Here is a 20,507-nt window from a genome sequence, read left to right as displayed (position 1 = left end):
TAGATACGCGAAGACCCCGGCCTCAGCGTTTCCGCTGGTGACGGGGTCTTTGGGCACCTCATACAAGGTGCCCCCGGCAGGATTCGAACCTGCGCACACGGCTCCGGAGGGCATGCCTCAAGTCGGTGGAGAAGCCCGGTTGACCTGCAAGTTCTCTGCAAGGAGTCCGCTCGTGCGCCGATCTCTATCGCATACCGTGCGCACGCCCGCGAAGCTGCGGGTCGAGTGCGCTCCCGCCGCTGGCGGGCAGTAGCAGTTGGGCCCGCAATGTCGGCTGTCGCGACTCAAGCGTCTCAACGCAGGTCAGGGGTGCGTGGCTGAGCTGCGCATCGCGACTCAGTATCTAAGATTCGCTCGTGGCAGAGATCACAGACGACCTGATCAAGCTGGAACGTTCCGCCGAGGAGGAGCGTGCGAAGCTCGCCGGCCTCGATGAGGAGGAACGCGCGGCGCAGTGGCAGCGGTGGTATGACGCTGCTGCCGACTTCCAGGCGGCCGTGACGGCCCACGCTGAGGCGACGGGGCAGCCGCGGCACGAGATTGAGCAGGTCGTGAAGAAGGCTGCCCGGCACTCCACGGAGGATCCTGTCCCGTAGCTGCTCGCCAGCGGTCAGTGCAGCTCCATCCGTGGAGGGGCAGCCCAACCCGTGGGTGAGTTCAAGTCCGTCCGTCAAATCATGAGATGGCGGACGGCAGGTGAGCGTAGAGTGAAAAGTACTGCTGCGTGGGGTCAGCAGAGGGAATTCTTCTGGTGGGTGAAGTTTTGTCCTTTATGACCGATGCTGAGCTGTGCCTAGGCCTTTCGCGGCACCTCTCCGCCTATCAAGTGAGTCCGGAGAAGGCTGCCCTCGAGCAGCTTGAGTACGCGGGCTGGACGTTGGATATGGCGTTCAGGCTAGAAGGCAGCACGACAAGTAGCGCCCGACGAGTTCAGGCGATCGGATTGGACGTCGGCGTCGGGGCTCGCAACCTCAAGGCTGTGCTTGCCACGATGGAAGGCCTCGGGTGGATATCCATCGAGCGTGACGACACTCAGAAGCCGGTGTCGATCACGGAACGAATACCCACCCGTGGTGATCTAATCTTGGCCGCGCCAGCACTGCTTCAGGCCGTCATGGTGACTCCCGTGGAGAGTGCAGCTCTAGCTTTGCTCAGAGCCACGGCACTGCAGCCGCTCCTGATTGAGGATGCACTCCAGGCAGCCGCAGGCGCGGACAGCGTTGACGGTAGCGATGAGTGCGTGGAATCCGCTTTGCGGCACCTGACTCATACCGGCCTGGTCCGGCGCGTCGTGGCTGCCGACGGGCGCGAAGTCCTCTACAACCCAAACATTTGGGTTCAGGGAGATTCGATCGCGCAGTCTGCCCTTCGAGCTGCTGACGCCAGAGCGACTCCAGAGGTGACAGCACTTCTCCAGGAGCTGGCTGAGAGCCCTGGAATGCCTGAAGAGCACGTCACCTCGACTGAACGAAAGTGGGTCGACTTTGCAGTATCGCAAAACCTGGTGCAGCGGTCGGTGGTTCAGACGTCGGATGGTGGAGTGGAGAGAGGGTTCCTTTTTACTCCGCACCTTGGGCGAGACCCTTTCGGTGGGACGATCGCGGACGTATCTGGACATGTTCGTCAGCTAGTTGGATCGATGATGTATGCGGCTACTTATGCTGAGTACAAACTCACCGCCCCAGAGCAGTTCTTGCGTTCTCTGATTAATCGAGGAGTGGCGGGTAACGCCTCTCCCATCGGGACCGATTATCCAATGCTGGAGAAGGCTGGTGTGGTGCGAGTTGTCGATGGGTATGGTGCGGGGAGATATAGCCTTCAGCTGTTGCAGCCCGAAGTTGCCCACGATGCACTGAAAATGCTCGACGCTCGTGAGGGAACTGGAGCTGAGAGTTCGGACATCGCGGCATTGCGGGCTCAGCGGGCGTATGTGCACGTTGAGAAAGAGCGTGCCCGCTTGGCCCTAACGGCGGGTGTAGACGAGGTGGAACAGGCAAGGCTTATCGCGGCCCTTCGAGAGGTGCCCGTGAAGCGTATGTTTGGTGGTCAAGGGTGACTTCTGAAGACTCACCTAAGAGTGCGTCGCCCAGATCGTCGGGCGGGGGAAATGAGCCCCGTCGCAGGTCTGGCCGTCCCGCGCGAGGGCGAACCGCGCCGGGGACGACGCCTTCCGAGACTGTCGGAGGCGAGCTTGAGCGCCGTGTAGCAAGGTTGGAGTTCGCTGAGGGGGCTCACGCGCGCCTGCGCGTTCCAGTGCCTGCAGAGGAAGCAGACGCTGGCCGTTCGGTACTTACTGACATAGATATCCTTTCCTTGGATGTCGATTCGCGCTTGCGTCTTTCACGGTCCAGCCTCGAATGTAAGAGTGGGAGAGGGCAGAGTGGCGAGCCGGATACCATTCTCTGGCTCGTTGGGTTCAAGCAGCTCCTAGATTTGGACCGCGTTACGCTCGTTCGGCAGATCGTAAGTCCGCGTGGTCAAAGCCTGGCGCGTAAGCTGGACGTCACTGTTATGGACGAAGCGATGGTCGCGCGCCGCGAGAAGGCCCACGCTTGGTTGCCCGCAAGGTTTGCGCACCTCGACGGCCCGGCTTGTCTGTCTGCGGAGTTGCGGACCACCGGCCAGCTCAAGGGATTGCCGGATATCCCTGCCGGGTTGGCCAGATTCCTCCGAGGCGACTCGCTGCTAGCGGAGTCACCGAATTTGCTTGCTGCAGTTCAGTCGCTGGGTGTGGCCGTTGGAAAGCAGGGAGTTCTACCTGAACCGGCCGCTGGAGTCCTTTCGGGGCATGCGCTGATTGCGGTCCTGCTGGCAGGAATTCAGGACGCCGGGCGCCTGGATACTTTCCCCGTAAGCTCTCTTCGCCGTCGCCTCGCGAGCGCGCTTACAGTAGGCGACCCTAGTGATGCTTACGTTCTGCCCATGCTGGAGAAAGCTGATGCGTTCTTCCGGTTCATCCAAGATCGCACCCACAAGGCCTACGTTGACGCGGGGGCGGAGCCGATCAGGGTGGACGTTCCTTCTTTGAGGGATGCGATAGCTTCACCCCCTTCCTACCTCGACTATTACCTCACTTTCGTTGAGCGACTGAGGGAGAATCCTCAAGTTGCGAGTGGGTTGCTGCAGACCGCGGAACTTACTTGCTTCGACGCTTTGCTGGGGGATGTCGCCTGGAAATCCGATTCCTTCTCTCACTTGTTCACCACGGAGCATAAGGGCCTCCTGTTGGTTGCCTTGCAATGTTTGGAAAACATTGCCGGAAAGTCGGTAGCTAATCCCCTGCGTGGTATTCATGACCTCCCTTTCAGGGGATCTGCTGGGAAGGTTCCCGACAGGCGAGAACCTTTTGATCAACCCACCCTTTACTGAAGAATCAAACACAGTTTGGGGCTGTGTGTTCAGCTATTTCCGTAGCATCTTTTTCGCGGACTTGGTGAGAGGGAACCGATTGCAGTGCTGAGCAGGCTGCCGTGACGCGAAGAGCGCTGACCGTAGTTCCTCCGCGCTGCACACTGGACACGCGTGCCCGTGCGGCCGGCCCGATACCGACCTCGGTCCAAAGCGCCGTGCAGGGGCAGCAATCCTGCGCGGGGGATCTGCCCCTTCGGGCATTGCCAGCGGAGACTGTCAAGTCATGCCGCTGAGCTGGCTACACGACGTTTGCTTGCGCCGGTTGTCGTTGAACCCGACTGAAGCTGTTGTGCGCTCGTTATGCACCTCCGGTGCGGCTAGGCTCCGGGATCACGGGCTCCCTGACCACGGGCTGAAGCGCCGAGAGAGCAAAGCGGCTACCTGGTGTTCCTGCGGGAAGGGGCGCTCAGAGTGGTCGATTCGGCGACACTTGCAGCCATGGATGCAGGGTTAGCAGCAGTGCTGGGTGCGGCGGTAGGGGCTCTCGGCACAGGTGCAGCGGCGGTGTTCACGTCGGTGTGGTCCGCTGGCGCACAGGCCAGACAGATGCATCACCAGATTCGCTTCGAGCATCTGCAGAGTAGGCGTGAGCCTCGCAGCAGGGCGTATGCAGAGGTTGTCGCACAGGTCCAGCGCCTGGGTAGGCAGCTTGACCTGGTCAACTACTCCTGTGGGGCTCAGATCGAAGCTGCTGAATCGCTCCCGCTGGAGTTCGACAAACTGGCTGACCTATGTGCCCGCGTGGCTGTGGAGGGCCCAGCCGCTGCAGCCGAACAGGCTCAAGTGGTGTTGACGCAGGGGAAGACGGCTCTGCGCGCCGCAACTGATGTAATCCTCGCCGCGACAGCCGGTGACGGGAGTCGGGAGCAGGCAGAGGCTTTTCGCCTGTCTTTTGATGCCACCGACGCTCTCGGTATTGAATTGAACCGCTTCATGGAAATTGCACGCGTGGCTCTAGACGATGAGTGAGGCTACTGGTCACCAGAACCGGCGGTCGTAGCCCGGTGCCGGCCCTTTGGGCGGCTCGGCGCTTCCCTGCTGAGCTGCCCTGATACGTTCCGCGCGATCGTGCGATTCTTGGCAGTGAGCAACGGAGAGACACGAGAGGAGCCCCAGTGCCGGAGGCCAGTCCGCGCGGAACCTACCTGGTGATCTCGGAGACCCTTCGAAAGGGAATCGAGGAGGGCGAGATCGTCGATGACTTGCCGTCCGAGGCTGACCTAGTACGTACGCACGGGGTCGGGCGCAACACGATTCGCAGGGCTCTCAAGACCCTGGAAGGCGAGGGTGTCCTGGAGTCCGCGCCTGGGGTGGGGTGGCGAGTTTCTCGGGGAGCTGACCGGCGCCCCCTCGTGGAACGCATGATCGCGGTAATCGAAGAGGACTCGCTCGTGATCGGGGATAGGTACCCGTCCGAGGCCAAACTCTGCGAGCGATTCGGGATGTCCCGCACTGCCGTGCGCCGTGGTCTTGCCCAGATGGAGGGAACCGGCTTGCTAGCTACTGTCCACGGTAAGGGGCGCACCGTTCGCGCTCTCCCGTCTTCCAAGGGGCGGCCGTAGCCTTGGCCGCCATGGGACTGACTGAGTGGGCGTACTCGCTCTCCGAATCGCTGCTGTCCGATCCGTTGCCGCGCAGGTGGGCACACTCCCTGGGGGTCGCTGAACGAGCCCGTTCCTTGGGCTCGATCCTGGGAGACGATGCGGAGCTGCTGGAAGCGGCTGCTGTGCTGCACGACATCGGATACTCGCCGCAAATCGCTGTTACTGGCTTCCACCCGCTTGATGGGGCTCGGTTCCTCCGGGACGAGGAGCGGGCAAGCGAGCGGGTGATCCGGCTCGTGGCGCATCACTCCTGTGCTCTCCTGGAGGCAGAGGAGCGGGGGCTCAGGCAAGAGCTGGAGACCGAGTTCGAGCTAGAGCGGCCCGACCTCGTTGACGCACTCCTCTTCTGCGACATGACGACCACTCCGGACGGCACGCACACCACATCGACCAAGCGGCTTGACGAGATCGTGCAGAGGTACGGCCCAGACACCATCGTCGGCCGCTTCATTCAACGTGCGGCGCCCGAGATCCACGGAGCCGTGGAACGAGTGAAGGGGCGCCTTGCTCAGGCCCCCGCTGGAGATCAGCCGATGTAAGGCTTCTGGCGAGAGCCGTCCAGTCCATGCTGGATACGCAGCCGCATGGACGGGTGAATATCTAGATCATCGAGGTTCGCTGGGTCGACCCAGCGAACCTCTTTGGATTCGCTACTTGTCCGCAGTGAACCGCCCGTTGGGTCGGCACGGAAGCAGATCGAGAACTGCTGCCGTACCTCGCCGTCGTCGTACGCGAGCACGTGCTGAGGGTCGGTGTAGAGACCCACGATGCTGGCAATCTCGACGTTGATCCCCGTCTCTTCTACGACTTCTCGCACGACGGTGTCACCGATTCGCTCGCCGATGTCGTGACCGCCGCCGGGCAGCGCCCACAGGTCGTTATCGGTCTTGTGGATGAGTAGGAGTTGCCCGGCATCGTTCAGGACGACTGCTGTAACCGAAGGGACCACGGAGTTGGCCTTGGGCGCGTTGGGGTCGCGGAAGTAGTCGATTCGGCTCATGCGTGAAGACCTCCGCGATCAGCAGGTGAGGTGATGGGCCTAGCTGACTCCCAGACCCGCTCGATGCTCTCAGCGTAGGCATCGAACAGTTCGCCGCCAGGCACGCGTTGGAGGTGCAGCACGGGAGCCATGTACGCGCCGACCCCGTAGAGGTGGCCGTTCGCGAGCATCTCGTCATCGGCTCGGTAGAGCGAGTTGTAGAGCGTCGTGCTGTGGAGGCGGAACTCAACTCCTGGCAGCCCAAAGAGCGGGCTGTAGTTGATGAGCGCGTTTCGAATCTTGCCTGCCATGGCGGGGCCGATCCCTTCATCCTCGCCACGCGCGGCGACGGCCGAACAGTCTGGGTCCCCGAGCATGAAGCGCACCGAGACGCCGGCCGCCGACTTCTCCTTGACGACCCGGTGGAACGTGGCGTCCTCAGTGAGCCAGAATCCTGAGTAGACGAGCACGTCGAAGGACTGCGTTGCCTGTGCGTAGAGCTGTGGCCACAAGCGATTCGGTACGACCGATCGGTGCGGGTAGAGCTTGATTAGCTCAGCGTTTCCGGCTTCGGTGACCTCAGCGGACGTCCGCTCTTCCGGCCACAGGTAGGAAACCTCGCATTGCAGGAGCGAGGCAGTCGCGTACTGGAAGCGTCGGTACGGCTTGCGGTTGGGCTCGCCAATCCAACGCTCAACCGTTTTTGCTGAGACGCCTAACCTCGCGGCCACTTTGTCGAGCGTCATCCCGCTCTCGACGATCGCGCCTCGGAGCCTCTCGTTCGGCATGTAGCGCACGCTCCCCTGACTGGGACGACTTGGGACGACTTCACCGTAGCGAAGTCGTCCACAAGTCGTACATGTGCGAGGTCGATCGTCTTCGGTTGCCAGGCCAATCTGTAGGTACATCGACGCGAAGGACTCGCGGAACTCCCAACAGCCGAAGGGCTTGACGGCGCGAACCTCCCTCTGCATGATGAGGAACACGTAATACATGTTCCTCATCTCGACAGTGCCCGCCTGAAGCGGTGGAGCCGAACGAATCGCAGTACCCGCACCAGCCGGAAGACCTGGGGGAGCGACTTCAGTCGCTCGCTGACGGGCTGGGAGCGGAACCGCCTTGAGAACTGAACAGTGTGCCGACCCAGCCGCCTGTACACGGGTGGTCGATGGGTTGAGGAGGTCAGTCCGCTCCACCTCTGCAAGAGAGCGGATGCGCACGGGTTCTGTCTCCGTGCGTGGAACAGCGCATTTCAACTTCCTCGCGGCCTGCTGGCCGCGCCGGTTGCCTCCTCCGCCCGTCCGGGCGCCCTACGGGGCGGCTCGTACGGGCGGGGCTGAGGGGAGCCGGGAGAGTCCCGAGCCCACGAAGGAGTCCGTGATGCCGAACAGGGAGACGCCTCCGGGTGAGTGCCCGCAGTGCTGGCAGCACGCCTATGACAAGAGCATCCATCGCGCCCTTGCTCCTGGCGAGGACTGCGCGCCGTGCATCAGCCACATGGTCAACGGCTGCCCCAACCGCGTGCCCAAGAAGAGCTGGTGGCGCTGACCGGTTGTCTGTGGTCCCGGCCTGCTGCCGGGGCCGCGGAGAGCCGGGGACAGCCCCGAGCCCTTCTCTGAGAGGACGCTCACCATGGACCAGCACCAGATCGACGACATCGCCGCCCGCATCACTACGGCCGCGGCGCAGTTCGCCCCGACCCACAAGCCGACGCCGGCGCAGAAGGCGGACGCCGCAGCGGTCCTGCACGGCATGCTCCGGGGGACCGAGACCTACGGCGTAACGTTCGCCGACTTCGACGCCGTCGCCGACTTTCCCCGCATGGCCATCCAGCTTGTGCAGCACCGCGACGCACCGCACTGAAGCCCGCGCCCCCTTCCCTCCCCGCCGGGGCGGTCGCCTCTCGCCAACGGACCGAGACCGCCCCGGCTCCCCCTTTCCTTCGAGGAGTTGCCCGATGGCTGCTGTTTTCGCTGCTGTGTTCGCCGCCCTGTACGTCGCCCACAGCGTGGGCGATCACTGGGTGCAGACCTCCTGCCAGTCCGCCCACAAGGGCCGCCCCGGATGGGTCGGCCGCCTCGCCGGCGCCCGCCACGTCGCCACCCTGACCGCCACCAAGCTCGTGCTGTTACTGCCGGTCCTGTGGCTGCTGGATCTTTCCGTGAGCGTGCCCGGCCTGGTCCTGGGTCTGGGCATCGACGCCGTCACGCACTGGTGGGCCGATCGCCGCAGCACTCTGGCGTGGCTGGCGAAGGTGACCGGCAAGGCCGAGTTCTACCGGCTCGGTTCCCCGCGCCCCGGCATGGGCGACAACCCGAGCCTGGGGACCGGCGCCTACGCCCTTGACCAGTCCTTCCACCACCTGTGGCTGCTCATCACCGCGCTCATCATCGCCACCGTCTGACCCCATTCTTCGCCGGGGTGGCCGCCCTCTCGCCAAAGACCGAGGCCACCCCACTTCCCCGTTCCTTCGAACCAGGAGTCACCCATGCGTAGCTACATCGGCACTCACCAGGTCGTCACGGCTGACGACTACCTCGAACTGGCCCTCGGCACCCCCCTTGAGCTGTGGCTCGGCATCGAGGACGAGAGCGAGGAGGAGCGCGCGGCCCGCCTGGACGCGGCCCGCGACATCCTCGCCCACCCCGACTACCGGGACCTGCCCGACGACGTGGCCCGCATCGCCGCTCAGGCGATCGAGACCCACGCCCCGGAGCTGTTCAACGTCATCCCCCTCACGCGCCCGACCGTCCGCCACCCGCACGCCCGGAAGGGGGCGGCGGCATGACGAACAACTCTCCTGCGCCTGAGGCCCTGTTGGACCATCAGGGCAATCCGCGGCCGTTCGTGCACATGCCGCTCACCTACGAGCAGGCCCGGTTGGGCATGGCCTTTCACGAGGCAGGGCACGCGGTGCTCGCCCTGGCCTACGGGATGCGCGTGCACAGCAGCGAGGTCATTGCCTGGGAGCCCGACGAGGGCGGCTGGGCGGTGACGGGCAACACCGCCTGGCAGGGCTGCGACACCTCGCCGTGGCACTTCGGCGCGATGTGCGCGGCCGGCCAGGTCACCCAGGTCAACTACCTGATGACTTATGGGCTGTGGACCCCGGAGCGGGCCTTGGGCTGCGCCGCGTTGCACGACCGGGAGCAGGCCATCGACGTGCTCGCCGCACACGGCGTGCGCATCGGACGCGGCCACGTTCCGGCCGGCGGGAAGTCTTGGGCGATGGTGCGCGGCCTCGCCCGCCGCAAGGCCACCCATCTGTGGCGCGAGATCCGCACCGTGGCGCACGCCATGGACGAAAACACCGTCCTGACCGGCGACCAGATCGCCGACATCACCGGACTGGCCAACGCCCGCGTCCCGGAGGTGACGGCATGAGCACGCGTCCCGCCAACCCGACTCCCCTCAGCGGCCTCCCGCTGGTCCTGATCGCCATCGGCATGGTGGCGCTCATCCTCGCCACGACGATGTCGCCGGTGACCGGCGGGCACGGATGGCGCTGGGTGACCGTGGGCGGCAGCGTCGTGCAGTTCACCGGCTGGGTGCTGCTCGGCCGGCGGATGCACCGCCAGCGGGGCGGTGCCCGATGAGGTTCGCGACCATGACGCCGCAGCAGATCCATGGTGCGGAGCGGACGTTGGCCGTCGGCACCTGGTCCATCACCTTCGGCGCGGTGCTCTTCTCGGTCCTGACCGTGACGCCGCTCGTGCGGGCGGTGACCCCCGAGGGCTGGGACTGGACGGCCCCGATCCTGCCTCTGGTCGTCGATGCGGCCGTGGTCATCGTGGTCCGTCTGGACTCGACCGTCGCCCGCCTGGGTGGCAGTGCCGGACGGTGGCCGACGGCGCTGCGCTGGCTGACCGGAATCATGACCCTCGCCCTCAACGTCGGCGACTCCGCCCTGCACGGCAACTTGGTCGGCGTGGCCGTTCACGCGGTCGCGCCGACACTGCTCATCGTCACGGCGGAAGCCGGCCTCGCCTACCGGCGCGCGATCTCCGCAGCACTGGAACGCATCGACCGTGAACGGGCCGAGCAGTCCGAGCGTGAACGCCTGGAGCGGCAGGCCCGTGAACGGGTCGCCCGCGAGGAGCGTGAACGCGAACGCGAGGCCCGTGAACGCCGTGAGCGCGAGGCACGCGAGCACGCTGAACGGCTCGAAGCGCAACGAGCCGAGCGAGTTGCCGCAGAGCGCCGTGAGCAGCGCGAACACGAGGAACGCCTACGCCACGAGGAAGCCGAGCGGCAGGAACGGGAGCGGCGCGAGCAGCGCCAGTACGAACAAGAACGCGAGGACCGCGAGCAGGCCGAGCGCGAGCGGCGTGAACAGCAAGAGCGGGCCGCCCGTGAACAGCGTGAACGTCAGAGCCGTGAACGGGCAGAGGCTGCCGCTCGTGAACGCGCCGCGCGGCCCAAGGCCACCGTGCAGGCGCGGGCGGTGAACACCGCCGCGGTGGCGAAGATGAACGAGGCCGACGCGCTCGCCGCTGTCCGTGCCGGGCACGGCGCGGGCGACTCCGTGCGCACCATCGCGGATCGCACCGGCTGGTCGGTCGGCTGGGTCAACGCCCGGATGCAGGACCTCCGTGACGACGGTCAGGCGGCGGCGTGATGGGCACCGCCTACGCCAAGTGCTACGACCCCAGCGGCGCCCGCTACGGCATCCCCACCTACCCGTGGCGCTACGCCCCGGACGACCTGGCCACCCGCCGGCAGTTGCGGGCGCAGGGGCTGCGTCCGGGCGGTCAGCCGATAGCGGCGCAGGTGATGATCCGCCAGCGCGGCCGGAAGTCCGGCGCGAAGGTCGCCTACCTCTACCGCCTGGACAAGGCGCTGCCGGTGCGGCCGATGACCTCGCGCAAGTGGGGCGCGCTCGCGCTGGCGATGCTCGCCCGCCGCACCTGCCCGATCTGCCAGGTGACCTACAGCTACTGCCTGCCCACCTCGCTCGGCATGTGCCTGGTGTGCCACGACGCACAGCCCTGGAACACCGCCTGACCTGCACCGACTTTGCTCAGCGGGGTCCGGACGGCTCGCCTGCCAAAGCGCCGTCCGAGCCCCTTCCAACCCGCTCGACATGAGGGAGCAGATCCATCGTGACCGACGTCAACGTGTCCGGGCCTCCCGTAGAGGCGCCGGACCAGGAGACCGAGAACACCGCGCGGGTGCTGCCGTTCCTGCGCAAGGGAAACGCCCCCGCCCCGGAAGCAGCGACCGTGCTCGCTCCGGGCGAGGTGAAGCCGGGTGAGTGGGAGGCCGAACTCCCCGACACCGACGACCCCGAGGCCGAGGGCCTGACCGACGGCGCGGCGGTCGACCCGCCGCGCGAGGTCTACCCGCCGACCGCGGCGGAGTGGATGGAGGCCAAGGACAAGGCGCGTCTGCCTGTCCTGCCGGACTGGGTCAAGTTGCCCGACCAGCGCACCGCCGTGCGCAAGTGGGCGGTGCGGCACTACTCCACGCTGCTCGGCTACCACGCGGTGCGCCTGCCGACCATCTACACCCCCAAGATCCTGTGGTACTCGCCGCGCGGCGCCTGGCGCTGGTCAACGGCCATCGGCCGCTGGGTGTTCGACGCCGAGGGCAAGCCGCTGCGGCTGGCCTCGGTCGCCAACGAGGACGCCGGGGAGTACCTGCGCCTGTCCCACCAGCGCAACGACCGCGTGCGGCTGCGGAGCATCACGGCCGCGCTCGGCACGGTCATCGGGCTGACCGCGGCCCTGGTCCTGTACGTGATGGCGCCCTCCTGGCTGCTCCTGCTGTCGGTCGCCTCGCTGACCACGGCGCTGGCTGCGGTGGGGGCGCCGGCGGACCGGCCGCTCATCGACCGGGCCAAGGTGACCTTCCGCAAGCGCCGGCTGTCCTCGGACATCGTCATCCGCGCCCACGAAGCGGCCAAGCTGACCGGCAAGGACCAGAACATCGCCTTCCCCCGGCCCATCGGCCGCGACGGCGACGGCTGGCGCGTCGTCGTCGACCTCCCCTACGGCAAGACGTTCGAGGACGCGGTCAAGGCCCACGCCCGCCTGGCATCAGGCATGGACATCGCCCCCACCCAGCTCTTCCTGGACAAGGACGAGACCAGCGCACGGCGGGTGTCCTACTGGATCGCCGACCGCGACCCGCTCGCCGTCCCCTCGGGCAAGTCGCCGCTGCTGGGGGCGACTCGGGTGGACTTCTGGAAGCCGTTCCCGTGGGGTGTGGACGAGCGCGGCAACCCGGTGATGGCGTCCATGCTGTGGCTGTCGCTGCTGGTGGGCGCGGTGCCGCGGCAGGGCAAGACGTTCTCCGCCCGCACCATCGCGCTCGCCGCGGCGCTCGATCCGCACGTGCGCCTCATCGTGTTCGACGGGAAGGCGTCGCCGGACTGGCGTTCCTTCACCAAGGTCGCCCACCGGATCGGGTTCGGCATCGTGCCCCGCGACGGCTTCGATCCGGTCGAGCACCTGGTCAGCGCGTTGATGGAGCTGAAAGCGGATGTGGAGGACCGCTACCACCGGCTCTCCGAACTGCCCCTGCACATCTGCCCGGAGGGCAAGCTCACCCCCGAGATCAGCCGGGACAAGAAGCTGAACATGCCCCTGACGCTGGTGGTGGTGGACGAGGTGCAGGAGTACTTGCAGCACCCCACCCACGGCAAGACCATCCTTGACCTGCTGGTCTACCTCGCCCGGGTTGCGCCGGCGGTCGGCGTCTCGGTCATGAACTCCACCCAGAAGCCCGACGACACCGCCTGCCCCTCCGTGCTGCGCGACCAGCACCAGGCCCGCTTCTCCCTGCGGGTCGGCTCTTGGCAGGTCTCCGACGTGGTGCTCGGTGCCGGGTCCTACTCCGAGGGCCTGGACGCCTCCAAGCTCCTGAAGTCCCACAAGGGTGTGGGCCTGCTCAAGGGCATGTCCGACGATTCGGGGATCGTGCGCACCTACCTGGCCAACGGCCGTGACGCGGAAACGGTGCTGGATCGTGCCCGCGCGCTGCGTGAGGACCAGGGCACCCTGTCCGGCGACGCAGCCGGCGAACAGCGCACCACCCGCAGCGCGGACGCGATCCTCGACGACACGGCCGCGGTCCTGGGTCGCAGCGAGGACAAGGTGTGGTCGGAGACCATCGTCGACCGCCTCGCCCAGTACAGCCCCGACGTCTACGGCGAGTGGGCCGGCCTGGAGGGCCGCGCCAAGGCCGACCAGCTGGCGGCCGCGCTCAAGCCGTATGGCATCAAGACGGACCAGGTGTGGGGCAAGACCGAGTCCGGCAAGGGCGCCAACCGGCGCGGCATCGAGCGTCAGCACATCATCGACGCCGTCACACACCGTAATAAGAAGCGGGCCGACGGCTGACCCGTCACGGTCGCTAGGTCTAGCAAGCCCCGTCGCTAGACCTAGCGACCTCGCTAGCGACCCAAACCGCACCTGATCAGGTCGCTAGCACCTAGCGGCCCACCTGCACAAATCCCTGAAACCCGCCCGAGAGGCCCTGTGATGACCCTCAGCCTGCTCGCTAGCGCCTGCCTCCTGCTCCTCACCCTCAGTTACAGCCTGGTGTGCTGGGTGAAGCCGTTCGGCCGCTGCCGCAAGTGCGACGGCCTCGGCCACCTCATCAAGTTCAACCGCCGCGGCAAGGCCAAGAAGGCCCGCGTCTGCCGCCGCTGCCACGGCCACGGCATTCGGATACGCCGCGGACGCCACTGGTACAACCTCGCCCGCCGCACCCACCGCGCCGGCACCCGCTGACCCACCCCCGCCCTGCTCTGCCCCGACTCAGCCAAGGAGTTCGCCTGATGGCGCTCACCGACAAGGACCCCTACAACGCCCGCGAGGCCGCCCGCATCGTCCTGCTCGCCGCCCGCGCGGCCCACAAGGAATCCCGCGGCAAGTCACCCAAGCGCGTCCTGCAGCAGGCCGCCCGCATCCGCGAACTCGCCCAGGAACGCGAGGACGCCAAGGCCGCCGCCCGCGCCGAAGCCCGCAAGAAGCGCCACACCCGCTGACGACCGATGCCCACTATCCGACTCCCGGAAGGGGGCCCGCCATGGCCCTGACCATCTCCCTGGTGCTGCTCTTCGGTGTCCTGCTCCTGCTGCTCCTGCGCTTCAAGGCGCTGGGCATCGGTGCCGCCGTCATCGCCGTGCTCTTCGGCTTCTACCTCGCCGACACCGGCGCCCGCACCACCATCAACACGCTCGTGTCCGCCGTCGCCAACGTCGTGCAGGACAGCGGCAAGTAGCAAGTAGGAGGAACGGCCGTGAACGAACAGATAATCGCCCGCCACTGGCTGGCCGTCATCGCCCCCAAGGCCGCGCCAGTGCTGGCCACCTCCACCGTGCTGATCCTGGCCCGCATCTGGAACGCCAACGGCGCGCAGCACTCCATCGGCAACGCGGTCCTGATGGCCGCGCTCGCCCTCGCCGCCGCCGCGGCCGGCGCGTGCGCCTCCGTCGGCGCCGCCGGCGACCGCGTCATTGCCGGAACCGCATTCGCCGCCTCCGGAGCGCTCGCCTTCACCGGCATCGCCGGATACGCCGACGGCCTGTCTCTGCCGCTCCTGCTGTGGGTGCTGGCCACGACCGCCGCCTACGGGCTCGCCGTCCGCTACTGGCGCACCGACCGCCGCGACCGCCTCACCTTCGAGCGGCACACCAGCGGGCGCCGCGAGGAGCACGCCCACGTGGAACGCGTCGAAGCCCTGCGAGCGGGGGCGCAGATCGAATCCGCCCGCGCCGGCGCCCAGTACGCCGAGCAGCTGGCCACCGCGCTGCTCACCCGCGCCGCCCTGCCCGGCTACGACCCCGCCGCACTCACCCGCGCGGGACTGCCCGAACTGCCCACCGCCACCGAGCACGATCACTGACCCCGGAACGGAGACACGCGTCATGAGCGCCATCACGCCCGCCCACCTCGCGGACCAGGCCGCCGAAGCCATCCGCAACCTCAACCACGCCACCCAGAGCAGCAAGGGTGAGCTGACCTACCCCAGCGACGCGCACGAGATCGTCGGCCCGCTCAACCGCCTCGCCGACCGCCTGCCGCAGAGCTTCGATCAGATCTCCGAATTCCTCGACGCCCTCGCCGAGACCAGCGCCGTCACCGCCGACCACGGCACGGCCGAGGACCACATCGGCGAGGCCCGATCCGCCCTCGCCTCCTGCGCCCTGATCGCGCAGACCCTCGCCGAACACCTCGAACGCGCGCACACCGCGCTCGCCCCGCTCGGCTACGACACCGCCAAGGAAGAGCCGCACACCGAGGCATGAATACGCCCGAGGCGGTCGCCCTCTCGCCAAAGACCGCGACCGCCCCGGCTCTCCGTCCCTTCGAGAGAAACAGGAGACCCCCAGCATGACTCAAACGACTCTCATCCGGCGAGAGCGCCCGCGACGGCGCCTGTTGGACCTGTATGCCTGCGCCGGCGGCGCCGGCATGGGCTACGCCCGTGCCGGGTTCGCCGTCGATGGTGTCGACATCGTCGACCGGCCCAACTACCCCTTCCCGCTCCACCGGGGCGACGCGCTCGAACGACTCGCCGCGCTGATCTCCTCCGGGCAAATCGAGCAGTACGCGTTCGTGCACGCCTCCTGCCCCTGCCAGGCAGGATGCGCGCTGACCGTGGGCACCAACCAGTCGCAGGGCTGGGGTGGCACGCATGCCGATCTGGTGGCGCCCACCCGTGAACTGCTCGACCAGACCGGCCTGCCCTACGTGATCGAGCAGCCCAACGGGCGCGCGAAGATCCGCAAAGATCTCACGCTGTGCGGGGAGATGTTCGGCCTCGGGGTGATCCGTCACCGCAACTTCGAGTTGGGCGGCTGGAGCATCGCGCAGCCCGCGCACGTCCCGCACCGGGGGCGGGTGCGCGGCTACCGGCACGGCCGCTTCTACGACGGCCCGTACGTGGCCGCCTACGGCAACGGCAAACCCTCAGTCTCGGAGCTTCAGGCCGCGATGGGCATCGACTGGACCAACGTCCGCGAGGAGCTGACTGAGGCCATCCCGCCGCCCTACAGCGAGTACATCGGCCGCGAGTTCCTTGCCACCCGCGTGCTGGGGGTGGCGGCGTGAGCGAGATCCTGCTGAACGCAGCCCTGGAAGCAGCTGTGCGCGGCTGGCACGTCTTCCCGCTCCGCCCCGGCACCAAGCGCCCCGCCCTGCACGGCGAAGCCTCCTGCCCCCGCACCGGACCGTGCACCGGCGGACACCAGAAGTGGGAGCAGCGTGCCACCACCGACGCCGACCGCATCCGCGCCACCTGGTCGCACGGCACGTTCAACGTCGGAATCGCCACCGGCCCCTCCGGGCTGCTGGTCGTCGACCTCGACATGCCCAAGACCAACAGCAATGGGGACACGCCTTGCGGCGTGACGACCTTCACGGCGCTCTGCGAGCGCACCGGTCACCCCGTCCCTGACACCTGCCGGACGCGGACCGCGAGCGGCGGACAGCATCTGTACTTCCGTGCACCGGCGGACGTGCGGCTGCCCAACACCGCAGGAAGCATCGCCCCGTTGGTCGACACCCGAGCCTGGGGCGGATACGTCGTCGCTGCGGGCAGCATCACCCCGACGGGACCGTACGAGGCGCTGTGCGGCTCTGAGGTGCTCCCGCTGCCCCGATGGCTGCTGAGCATCCTGAAGCCGACACCCAAGCCCGCACAGGCGCCTCCAAGGCCCGTAGCGGGGCAAACCAGCCGATATGCTGCCGTGGCATTCGCCGCTGAGGTACAGAACGTCGCCACTGCCGCCGACGGGACCCGTAACGCGACGCTGCTGCGAGCCGCCCGCGCTCTGGGGAGGTTCATCGCGTCCGGCGACCTCACCCGCATCGGGGTCGAGGAGGCTCTTAGAGGGGCGGCGGGGGCCAACGCCACGCAGTCACAGCGCTACTACGACGACGTGATCCGTCGCGCGCTGGACTGGTCCATCACGCACAACTCGGCTCGGGGCAGGGCCGCATGACCACCCCCTCCCGCTCTAAGAGCCTTTCCGAGCCGACCGCGGGCCCGCTCGCCGCTCCACAGGCTGTGGATGCGGCGGCCGAGGGCGAGCCGAAGGGCGTCGCCGAAGGCGTCCCCATTGCCGTTCGCTCTGACCCCCCACGCGGCGACGGACGGTATCCCGTGGCGTGGCTCCACATCGTCGCGCCGCGCGGTGCCGTGCCCACCGCCACCTCGAAATGCCATTGCGGCAGGGACCGCAGCGCCGTCGGCAAGGCGCGCGTCCTGGCCCTGATCGAGGACCACGCCGCTCATCGCGACCACTGCCCGCTCCGCACTTCCCAGGAAGGGAGGACGGCCGCATGACCGCCGAAGAACTCCCCGCCCCCTCCAACCCGATGGCCGTCGCCCGCCGGATCATCCCCGACTGGCAGGACCAGAATGGCAACCTGTTGTGCCGGCGCTGGCGCGGCTCCTGGATGCGCTGGACCGGTACGAACTGGCGCGAGCTGGATGAGCACCAGATGCGCGCGTCCATGTACAAGCGGCTGGAGCACGCCACGTTCAAGGGCGGCGCAGACCGCGAGGGACAGCCGGAAATCCGCGACTGGGCACCCACCAAACAGAAGATCAGCAATCTTCTCGATGCACTCGGAGCCATCACGCTGCTGCCCACCGAGGCGGACGCACCGTCCTGGATCGAGAGGAACGCGCACAGCGGCGACCGCAGCCCGATCGTGGCCTTCCAGAACGGGTTGCTGCGCATCCGGGACCGGGCGCTGCTGCCGCACACACCGGGCTTCTTCAACCTGGTCTCGGTCCCCTTCGCCTACGACCCGCAGGCGAAGGCCCCGCACTGGGAACAGTTCCTGCGACAGATCTGGCCGCAGGATCCGGCCGCCATCGAAGCTCTGCAGGAGTGGTTCGGCTACATCCTGTCCGGCCGCACCGACCAGCAAAAGATCCTCCTGATCAAAGGTCCGTCACGCTCCGGGAAGGGCACCATCGCCCGTGTCCTCAAAGAGCTGGTCGGACGGGAGAACCTCGCCGGACCGACCCTCGCGGGGCTGGGCAGCAACTTCGGCCTGTCGTCCCTGATCGGCAAACCGCTCGCGGTCATCTCCGATGCCCGCCTGTCCGGCAAGGACGGCGGGCAGGTCGTCGAACGACTGCTGACCATCTCCGGGGAAGACACCATCGACATCGACCGGAAGTTCCGCGAGCCATGGACCGGAAAGCTGCCCACCCGGCTGATGGTGCTGACCAACGAGCTGCCGAACTTCGGGGACTCCTCCGGGGTCATCGCCCGCCGCTTCGTCGTGCTGAGCATGACCCTCTCCTGGCTCGGCAAGGAAGACACCGCCCTGACCGACAAGCTCGCCGAGGAGATGCCCGGCATCCTCAACTGGGCCCTGGACGGCCTCGCCCGCCTCGAACGGGGCGGACGCATCACCGAACCGGCGTCCTCGCGCGAATCGGTCGTCATCATGCAGGACACCGCCTCACCGACCAGCGCGTTCGTCCGCGAGTGCTGCACGACCGGGGCCGACGCCACGGTGCCGGTCGACACCCTGTGGGCGGTCTGGCGGGAGTGGGCCGAGGACAACGGCGTACGCGCCGTCGGCACCAAGCAGATGTTCGGCCGCAACCTGCAATCCGTCGTTCCCCAGCTCCACCGAGCCCGCCCCCGAGACCAGTACGGCCGGCAGGTCCCCACCTACACCGGGATCACGCTCAACCTGTCCGACCCCCAGTCCGCCGGGGCGCGGATCAACCGGCAGCCCACCCGTATGGATCTTTCCTGAGTCGCTTGAGTCGCGACACAGAGCAATGCGGGCTCAACACGGTCAGGCCCGTGTCGCTCCAGCCCGGCCCACGGTTGCGGCCGGGCTGGCGCTCTTCCGGTTCCCCGCTCTTCAGCCCAGGAGAAGCTGTGGCCAAGCCCAGAGACGAGATGCTGACCATCCCTGACGTCATCGAAGAAATCGGCGTACCGCGAGCGACCTTCTACCGCTGGCGGCAGTACAAGAAGGGCCCGAAGTCCATCAAGCTCCCGAACGGCGCGGTGCGAATCCGCCGGTCCGAACTGAGTCGGTGGCTCCAGACGCTGGAGGAGAGCGCGTGACCCAGGGCACCGACAGCGGGGCCGGACGGAACAACCGGCCGGCCCCGCAGGGGTTCTCGCTCAACGTGCGCCTGTGGAAGGTCAGCAAGGCGCAGAGCAAGAGCCGTCCGTATCAGCTCCGTTGGAAAGTCGGAGGGAAGGTCAGCAGCGCCACCTTCGCCACGATGGCCCTCGCGGAGAGCCGCAGGTCCGAACTGTGGCAGGCCATGCGCCGTGGCGAGGCATTCCGCATCACAGACGGTCTACCCGAATCCGAGGTGCGGGCAGCGTCTGCCGCGGAGGAGGCCCGTGAGGAACTGCCCTGGTTCGCGTTCTGCCGCGAGTACATGGCGATGCGCTGGCCGACTGCCGCAGCTAAGACCCGTGAGGGAATCGCCGACGGCCTCGCCGCGGTAACGCTGGCTCTGGTGGAGCAAGAGCAAGAGACGCCATCGCCGGAAGAGCTGCGCCTCGCCTTCCGGTGGTCGGTCATCCCCAAGAATGCCGAACTCGACCCGCCGCAGGAGCTCGAAGACGCCTACGAGTGGATTCGTGGGAAGTCGCTTCTCGTCTCCTCACTCGAAGACCCGAAGATCCTGCGCGATGTCCAGTACCGCATTTCCTTCAAGCTGGACGGCAGCCCAGCAGCGGGGGAGACCTCCCGCCGCCGCCGGCGCGCGCTCAATACCGCGGTGGAGTACGCCATCGAACGCAAGCTCCTCACGAGGAACCCTCTCGCCATGATTAAGAAGGTGAAGAGCGCGGCATCCGATCGTGTCGATCCTCGGGTTCTCGTGAACAAGACCCAGGCTGCCCAGCTTCTCGCTGGGGTCTCGTACGTCGGAACGTGGGATCGCAAGAAGGGCCGGCGCCTGGTGGGCTTCTACGCGGTTATGTACTTCGCGGGGCTACGGCCGAGCGAGGCCGTGGGCCTCAACAAGGCTGACTGCTTCCTCCCGGAGGCGGGGTGGGGTGTCCTGACACTCCGGGACACACATCCCGTGTCAGGCAAGCAATGGACCGATAGCGGAGAGCGCCACGACAAACGCGGCCTGAAGTCGAGGGAGGCCAAGGAAGATCGGCCGGTCCCAATCCCCCCACCGCTCGTGGTGATGCTCCGCGCCCATCTGAAGGAGTTCGGTACGGCCCAGGACGGGCGACTCTTCACGAATGAGCGGGGCGGTCTGGTGGGCAGCAGTACCTATTGGCGCGTGTGGCGGGACGCTCGTGAGTACGCGCTATCGCCGGACCTTCAGGCGTCAATCCTCGGCGGGCGGCCTTACGACCTGCGACACACTTGCATCACGACGTGGTTAAACGCTGGCGTGCCAGTGGCTGAGGTCGCCCGCCGCGTCGGCAACTCGCCTGAGGTGATCCATCGGGTGTACGAGGGATGTATTTACGGTCAGGAAGAGGCCATGAATAAGAAGATAGATAAGGAACTGGGATGGGATACCTGAACTAGCCTGGCGATGCG

General features: G+C 67.0%; 27 protein-coding genes. 25 read left to right on the top strand and 2 right to left on the bottom strand.

Annotation, left to right across the window (positions count from 1 at the left end; all coding sequences use genetic code 11):
- Window positions 1-356: 356 nt before the first annotated feature.
- The 6 genes from OG302_RS14535 (at window position 357) to OG302_RS14510 (ending at window position 5,554) form a co-directional block, all read left to right on the top strand.
- Window positions 357-596, top strand: a complete 240-nt coding sequence (locus tag OG302_RS14535; protein ID WP_371527183.1) for a hypothetical protein — start codon at window positions 357-359, stop codon at window positions 594-596.
- Window positions 597-772: 176 nt separating this feature from the next.
- Window positions 773-2,056, top strand: coding sequence for a hypothetical protein (locus OG302_RS14530; RefSeq protein WP_371527182.1), 1,284 nt, complete (start codon window positions 773-775; stop codon window positions 2,054-2,056).
- 455 nt (window positions 2,057-2,511) lie between these two features.
- Window positions 2,512-3,369: a hypothetical protein gene (locus tag OG302_RS14525; protein WP_371527181.1), complete on the top strand. Its 858-nt coding sequence runs from the start codon at window positions 2,512-2,514 to the stop codon at window positions 3,367-3,369.
- 453 nt (window positions 3,370-3,822) lie between these two features.
- The gene (locus OG302_RS14520) at window positions 3,823-4,380 is read left to right on the top strand and encodes a hypothetical protein (protein WP_371527180.1); all 558 of its coding nucleotides are present in this window, start codon (window positions 3,823-3,825) and stop codon (window positions 4,378-4,380) included.
- Window positions 4,381-4,526: 146 nt separating this feature from the next.
- Window positions 4,527-4,973, top strand: a complete 447-nt coding sequence (locus tag OG302_RS14515) for a GntR family transcriptional regulator (protein ID WP_371527179.1) — start codon at window positions 4,527-4,529, stop codon at window positions 4,971-4,973.
- 11 nt (window positions 4,974-4,984) lie between these two features.
- Entirely contained in the window at window positions 4,985-5,554 is a 570-nt protein-coding gene (locus OG302_RS14510; protein ID WP_371527178.1) for an HD domain-containing protein, read from the top strand.
- On the opposite strand, the gene OG302_RS14505 is transcribed toward OG302_RS14510, so the two are convergent.
- On the bottom strand, window positions 5,542-6,015 hold the full coding sequence (locus OG302_RS14505; RefSeq protein WP_371527177.1) for an NUDIX hydrolase: 474 nt from the start codon (window positions 6,013-6,015) through the stop codon (window positions 5,542-5,544). The two genes, OG302_RS14510 and OG302_RS14505, sit on opposite strands and share 13 nt — an antisense overlap.
- The gene (locus tag OG302_RS14500) at window positions 6,012-6,782 is read right to left on the bottom strand and encodes a helix-turn-helix domain-containing protein (protein WP_371527176.1); all 771 of its coding nucleotides are present in this window, start codon (window positions 6,780-6,782) and stop codon (window positions 6,012-6,014) included. Before OG302_RS14500 ends, OG302_RS14505 begins: the two co-directional genes overlap by 4 nt.
- Before the next feature lie 592 nt (window positions 6,783-7,374).
- Between OG302_RS14500 and OG302_RS14495 the strand changes: the two genes are divergently transcribed.
- The 19 genes from OG302_RS14495 (at window position 7,375) to OG302_RS14405 (ending at window position 20,490) form a co-directional block, all read left to right on the top strand.
- Window positions 7,375-7,542 (top strand): pRL2-8, encoded by a 168-nt coding sequence (locus tag OG302_RS14495; protein WP_371527175.1) that lies wholly within the window; start codon window positions 7,375-7,377, stop codon window positions 7,540-7,542.
- A gap of 84 nt (window positions 7,543-7,626) precedes the next feature.
- Window positions 7,627-7,857, top strand: coding sequence for a hypothetical protein (locus OG302_RS14490; RefSeq protein ID WP_371527174.1), 231 nt, complete (start codon window positions 7,627-7,629; stop codon window positions 7,855-7,857).
- 94 nt (window positions 7,858-7,951) lie between these two features.
- Window positions 7,952-8,398 carry a transcriptional regulator gene (locus tag OG302_RS14485; RefSeq protein ID WP_371527173.1) on the top strand — a complete coding sequence of 149 codons (447 nt, stop codon included), beginning with the start codon at window positions 7,952-7,954 and terminating at the stop codon, window positions 8,396-8,398.
- Between the two features lie 84 nt (window positions 8,399-8,482).
- The gene (locus OG302_RS14480; protein WP_371527172.1) at window positions 8,483-8,782 is read left to right on the top strand and encodes a hypothetical protein; all 300 of its coding nucleotides are present in this window, start codon (window positions 8,483-8,485) and stop codon (window positions 8,780-8,782) included.
- Window positions 8,779-9,378, top strand: a complete 600-nt coding sequence (locus tag OG302_RS14475; RefSeq protein ID WP_371527171.1) for a hypothetical protein — start codon at window positions 8,779-8,781, stop codon at window positions 9,376-9,378. Before OG302_RS14480 ends, OG302_RS14475 begins: the two co-directional genes overlap by 4 nt.
- Window positions 9,375-9,590, top strand: coding sequence for a hypothetical protein (locus OG302_RS14470; protein ID WP_371527170.1), 216 nt, complete (start codon window positions 9,375-9,377; stop codon window positions 9,588-9,590). Before OG302_RS14475 ends, OG302_RS14470 begins: the two co-directional genes overlap by 4 nt.
- An 11-nt stretch (window positions 9,591-9,601) precedes the next feature.
- Window positions 9,602-10,612 (top strand): DUF2637 domain-containing protein, encoded by a 1,011-nt coding sequence (locus OG302_RS14465; RefSeq protein ID WP_371527169.1) that lies wholly within the window; start codon window positions 9,602-9,604, stop codon window positions 10,610-10,612.
- A complete protein-coding gene (locus OG302_RS14460; RefSeq protein ID WP_371527168.1) occupies window positions 10,612-10,998 on the top strand; it encodes an RRQRL motif-containing zinc-binding protein in 387 nt (128 codons plus the stop codon). Before OG302_RS14465 ends, OG302_RS14460 begins: the two co-directional genes overlap by 1 nt.
- Window positions 10,999-11,096: 98 nt before the next feature.
- Window positions 11,097-13,337: a cell division protein FtsK gene (locus OG302_RS14455; RefSeq protein ID WP_371527167.1), complete on the top strand. Its 2,241-nt coding sequence runs from the start codon at window positions 11,097-11,099 to the stop codon at window positions 13,335-13,337.
- A 141-nt stretch (window positions 13,338-13,478) separates the two neighbouring features.
- A complete protein-coding gene (locus tag OG302_RS14450; protein WP_371527166.1) occupies window positions 13,479-13,730 on the top strand; it encodes a hypothetical protein in 252 nt (83 codons plus the stop codon).
- A gap of 47 nt (window positions 13,731-13,777) precedes the next feature.
- Window positions 13,778-13,987 (top strand): hypothetical protein, encoded by a 210-nt coding sequence (locus tag OG302_RS14445; protein ID WP_371527165.1) that lies wholly within the window; start codon window positions 13,778-13,780, stop codon window positions 13,985-13,987.
- Between the two features lie 41 nt (window positions 13,988-14,028).
- Window positions 14,029-14,223, top strand: a complete 195-nt coding sequence (locus OG302_RS14440) for a hypothetical protein (RefSeq protein ID WP_371527164.1) — start codon at window positions 14,029-14,031, stop codon at window positions 14,221-14,223.
- A gap of 18 nt (window positions 14,224-14,241) precedes the next feature.
- Window positions 14,242-14,847, top strand: a complete 606-nt coding sequence (locus tag OG302_RS14435) for a hypothetical protein (RefSeq protein WP_371527163.1) — start codon at window positions 14,242-14,244, stop codon at window positions 14,845-14,847.
- 22 nt (window positions 14,848-14,869) lie between these two features.
- Window positions 14,870-15,250 (top strand): hypothetical protein, encoded by a 381-nt coding sequence (locus tag OG302_RS14430; RefSeq protein ID WP_371527162.1) that lies wholly within the window; start codon window positions 14,870-14,872, stop codon window positions 15,248-15,250.
- Between the two features lie 85 nt (window positions 15,251-15,335).
- Window positions 15,336-16,055, top strand: a complete 720-nt coding sequence (locus OG302_RS14425; protein ID WP_371527161.1) for a DNA methylase — start codon at window positions 15,336-15,338, stop codon at window positions 16,053-16,055.
- Window positions 16,052-16,948 (top strand): bifunctional DNA primase/polymerase, encoded by an 897-nt coding sequence (locus tag OG302_RS14420; protein WP_371527160.1) that lies wholly within the window; start codon window positions 16,052-16,054, stop codon window positions 16,946-16,948. Before OG302_RS14425 ends, OG302_RS14420 begins: the two co-directional genes overlap by 4 nt.
- A 340-nt stretch (window positions 16,949-17,288) precedes the next feature.
- Entirely contained in the window at window positions 17,289-18,731 is a 1,443-nt protein-coding gene (locus tag OG302_RS14415; RefSeq protein WP_371527159.1) for a phage/plasmid primase, P4 family, read from the top strand.
- 128 nt (window positions 18,732-18,859) lie between these two features.
- Window positions 18,860-19,051, top strand: coding sequence for a helix-turn-helix transcriptional regulator (locus tag OG302_RS14410; RefSeq protein WP_371527158.1), 192 nt, complete (start codon window positions 18,860-18,862; stop codon window positions 19,049-19,051).
- The gene (locus tag OG302_RS14405) at window positions 19,048-20,490 is read left to right on the top strand and encodes a tyrosine-type recombinase/integrase (protein WP_371527157.1); all 1,443 of its coding nucleotides are present in this window, start codon (window positions 19,048-19,050) and stop codon (window positions 20,488-20,490) included. Before OG302_RS14410 ends, OG302_RS14405 begins: the two co-directional genes overlap by 4 nt.
- The last annotated feature ends 17 nt before the right edge of the window (window positions 20,491-20,507 follow it).

The organism is Streptomyces sp. NBC_01283, from assembly GCF_041435335.1.
Classification (GTDB): domain Bacteria; phylum Actinomycetota; class Actinomycetes; order Streptomycetales; family Streptomycetaceae; genus Streptomyces.
Note: the sequence above shows the minus strand (reverse complement) of the source record. Positions and strands in the feature narration are given on the sequence as shown.

Coding starts and splice junctions, on each gene's coding strand:
- OG302_RS14450 (WP_371527166.1), top strand. CDS start 13,479: ATGACCCTCAGCCTGCTCGCTAGCGCCTGCCTCCTGCTCCTCACCCTC.
- OG302_RS14445 (WP_371527165.1), top strand. CDS start 13,778: ATGGCGCTCACCGACAAGGACCCCTACAACGCCCGCGAGGCCGCCCGC.
- OG302_RS14505 (WP_371527177.1), bottom strand. CDS start 6,015: ATGAGCCGAATCGACTACTTCCGCGACCCCAACGCGCCCAAGGCCAAC.
- OG302_RS14490 (WP_371527174.1), top strand. CDS start 7,627: ATGGACCAGCACCAGATCGACGACATCGCCGCCCGCATCACTACGGCC.
- OG302_RS14530 (WP_371527182.1), top strand. CDS start 773: ATGACCGATGCTGAGCTGTGCCTAGGCCTTTCGCGGCACCTCTCCGCC.
- OG302_RS14470 (WP_371527170.1), top strand. CDS start 9,375: ATGAGCACGCGTCCCGCCAACCCGACTCCCCTCAGCGGCCTCCCGCTG.
- OG302_RS14440 (WP_371527164.1), top strand. CDS start 14,029: ATGGCCCTGACCATCTCCCTGGTGCTGCTCTTCGGTGTCCTGCTCCTG.
- OG302_RS14525 (WP_371527181.1), top strand. CDS start 2,512: ATGGACGAAGCGATGGTCGCGCGCCGCGAGAAGGCCCACGCTTGGTTG.
- OG302_RS14430 (WP_371527162.1), top strand. CDS start 14,870: ATGAGCGCCATCACGCCCGCCCACCTCGCGGACCAGGCCGCCGAAGCC.
- OG302_RS14495 (WP_371527175.1), top strand. CDS start 7,375: ATGCCGAACAGGGAGACGCCTCCGGGTGAGTGCCCGCAGTGCTGGCAG.
- OG302_RS14485 (WP_371527173.1), top strand. CDS start 7,952: ATGGCTGCTGTTTTCGCTGCTGTGTTCGCCGCCCTGTACGTCGCCCAC.
- OG302_RS14425 (WP_371527161.1), top strand. CDS start 15,336: ATGACTCAAACGACTCTCATCCGGCGAGAGCGCCCGCGACGGCGCCTG.
- OG302_RS14460 (WP_371527168.1), top strand. CDS start 10,612: ATGGGCACCGCCTACGCCAAGTGCTACGACCCCAGCGGCGCCCGCTAC.
- OG302_RS14475 (WP_371527171.1), top strand. CDS start 8,779: ATGACGAACAACTCTCCTGCGCCTGAGGCCCTGTTGGACCATCAGGGC.
- OG302_RS14500 (WP_371527176.1), bottom strand. CDS start 6,782: ATGCCGAACGAGAGGCTCCGAGGCGCGATCGTCGAGAGCGGGATGACG.
- OG302_RS14510 (WP_371527178.1), top strand. CDS start 4,985: ATGGGACTGACTGAGTGGGCGTACTCGCTCTCCGAATCGCTGCTGTCC.
- OG302_RS14465 (WP_371527169.1), top strand. CDS start 9,602: ATGACGCCGCAGCAGATCCATGGTGCGGAGCGGACGTTGGCCGTCGGC.
- OG302_RS14480 (WP_371527172.1), top strand. CDS start 8,483: ATGCGTAGCTACATCGGCACTCACCAGGTCGTCACGGCTGACGACTAC.
- OG302_RS14415 (WP_371527159.1), top strand. CDS start 17,289: ATGACCGCCGAAGAACTCCCCGCCCCCTCCAACCCGATGGCCGTCGCC.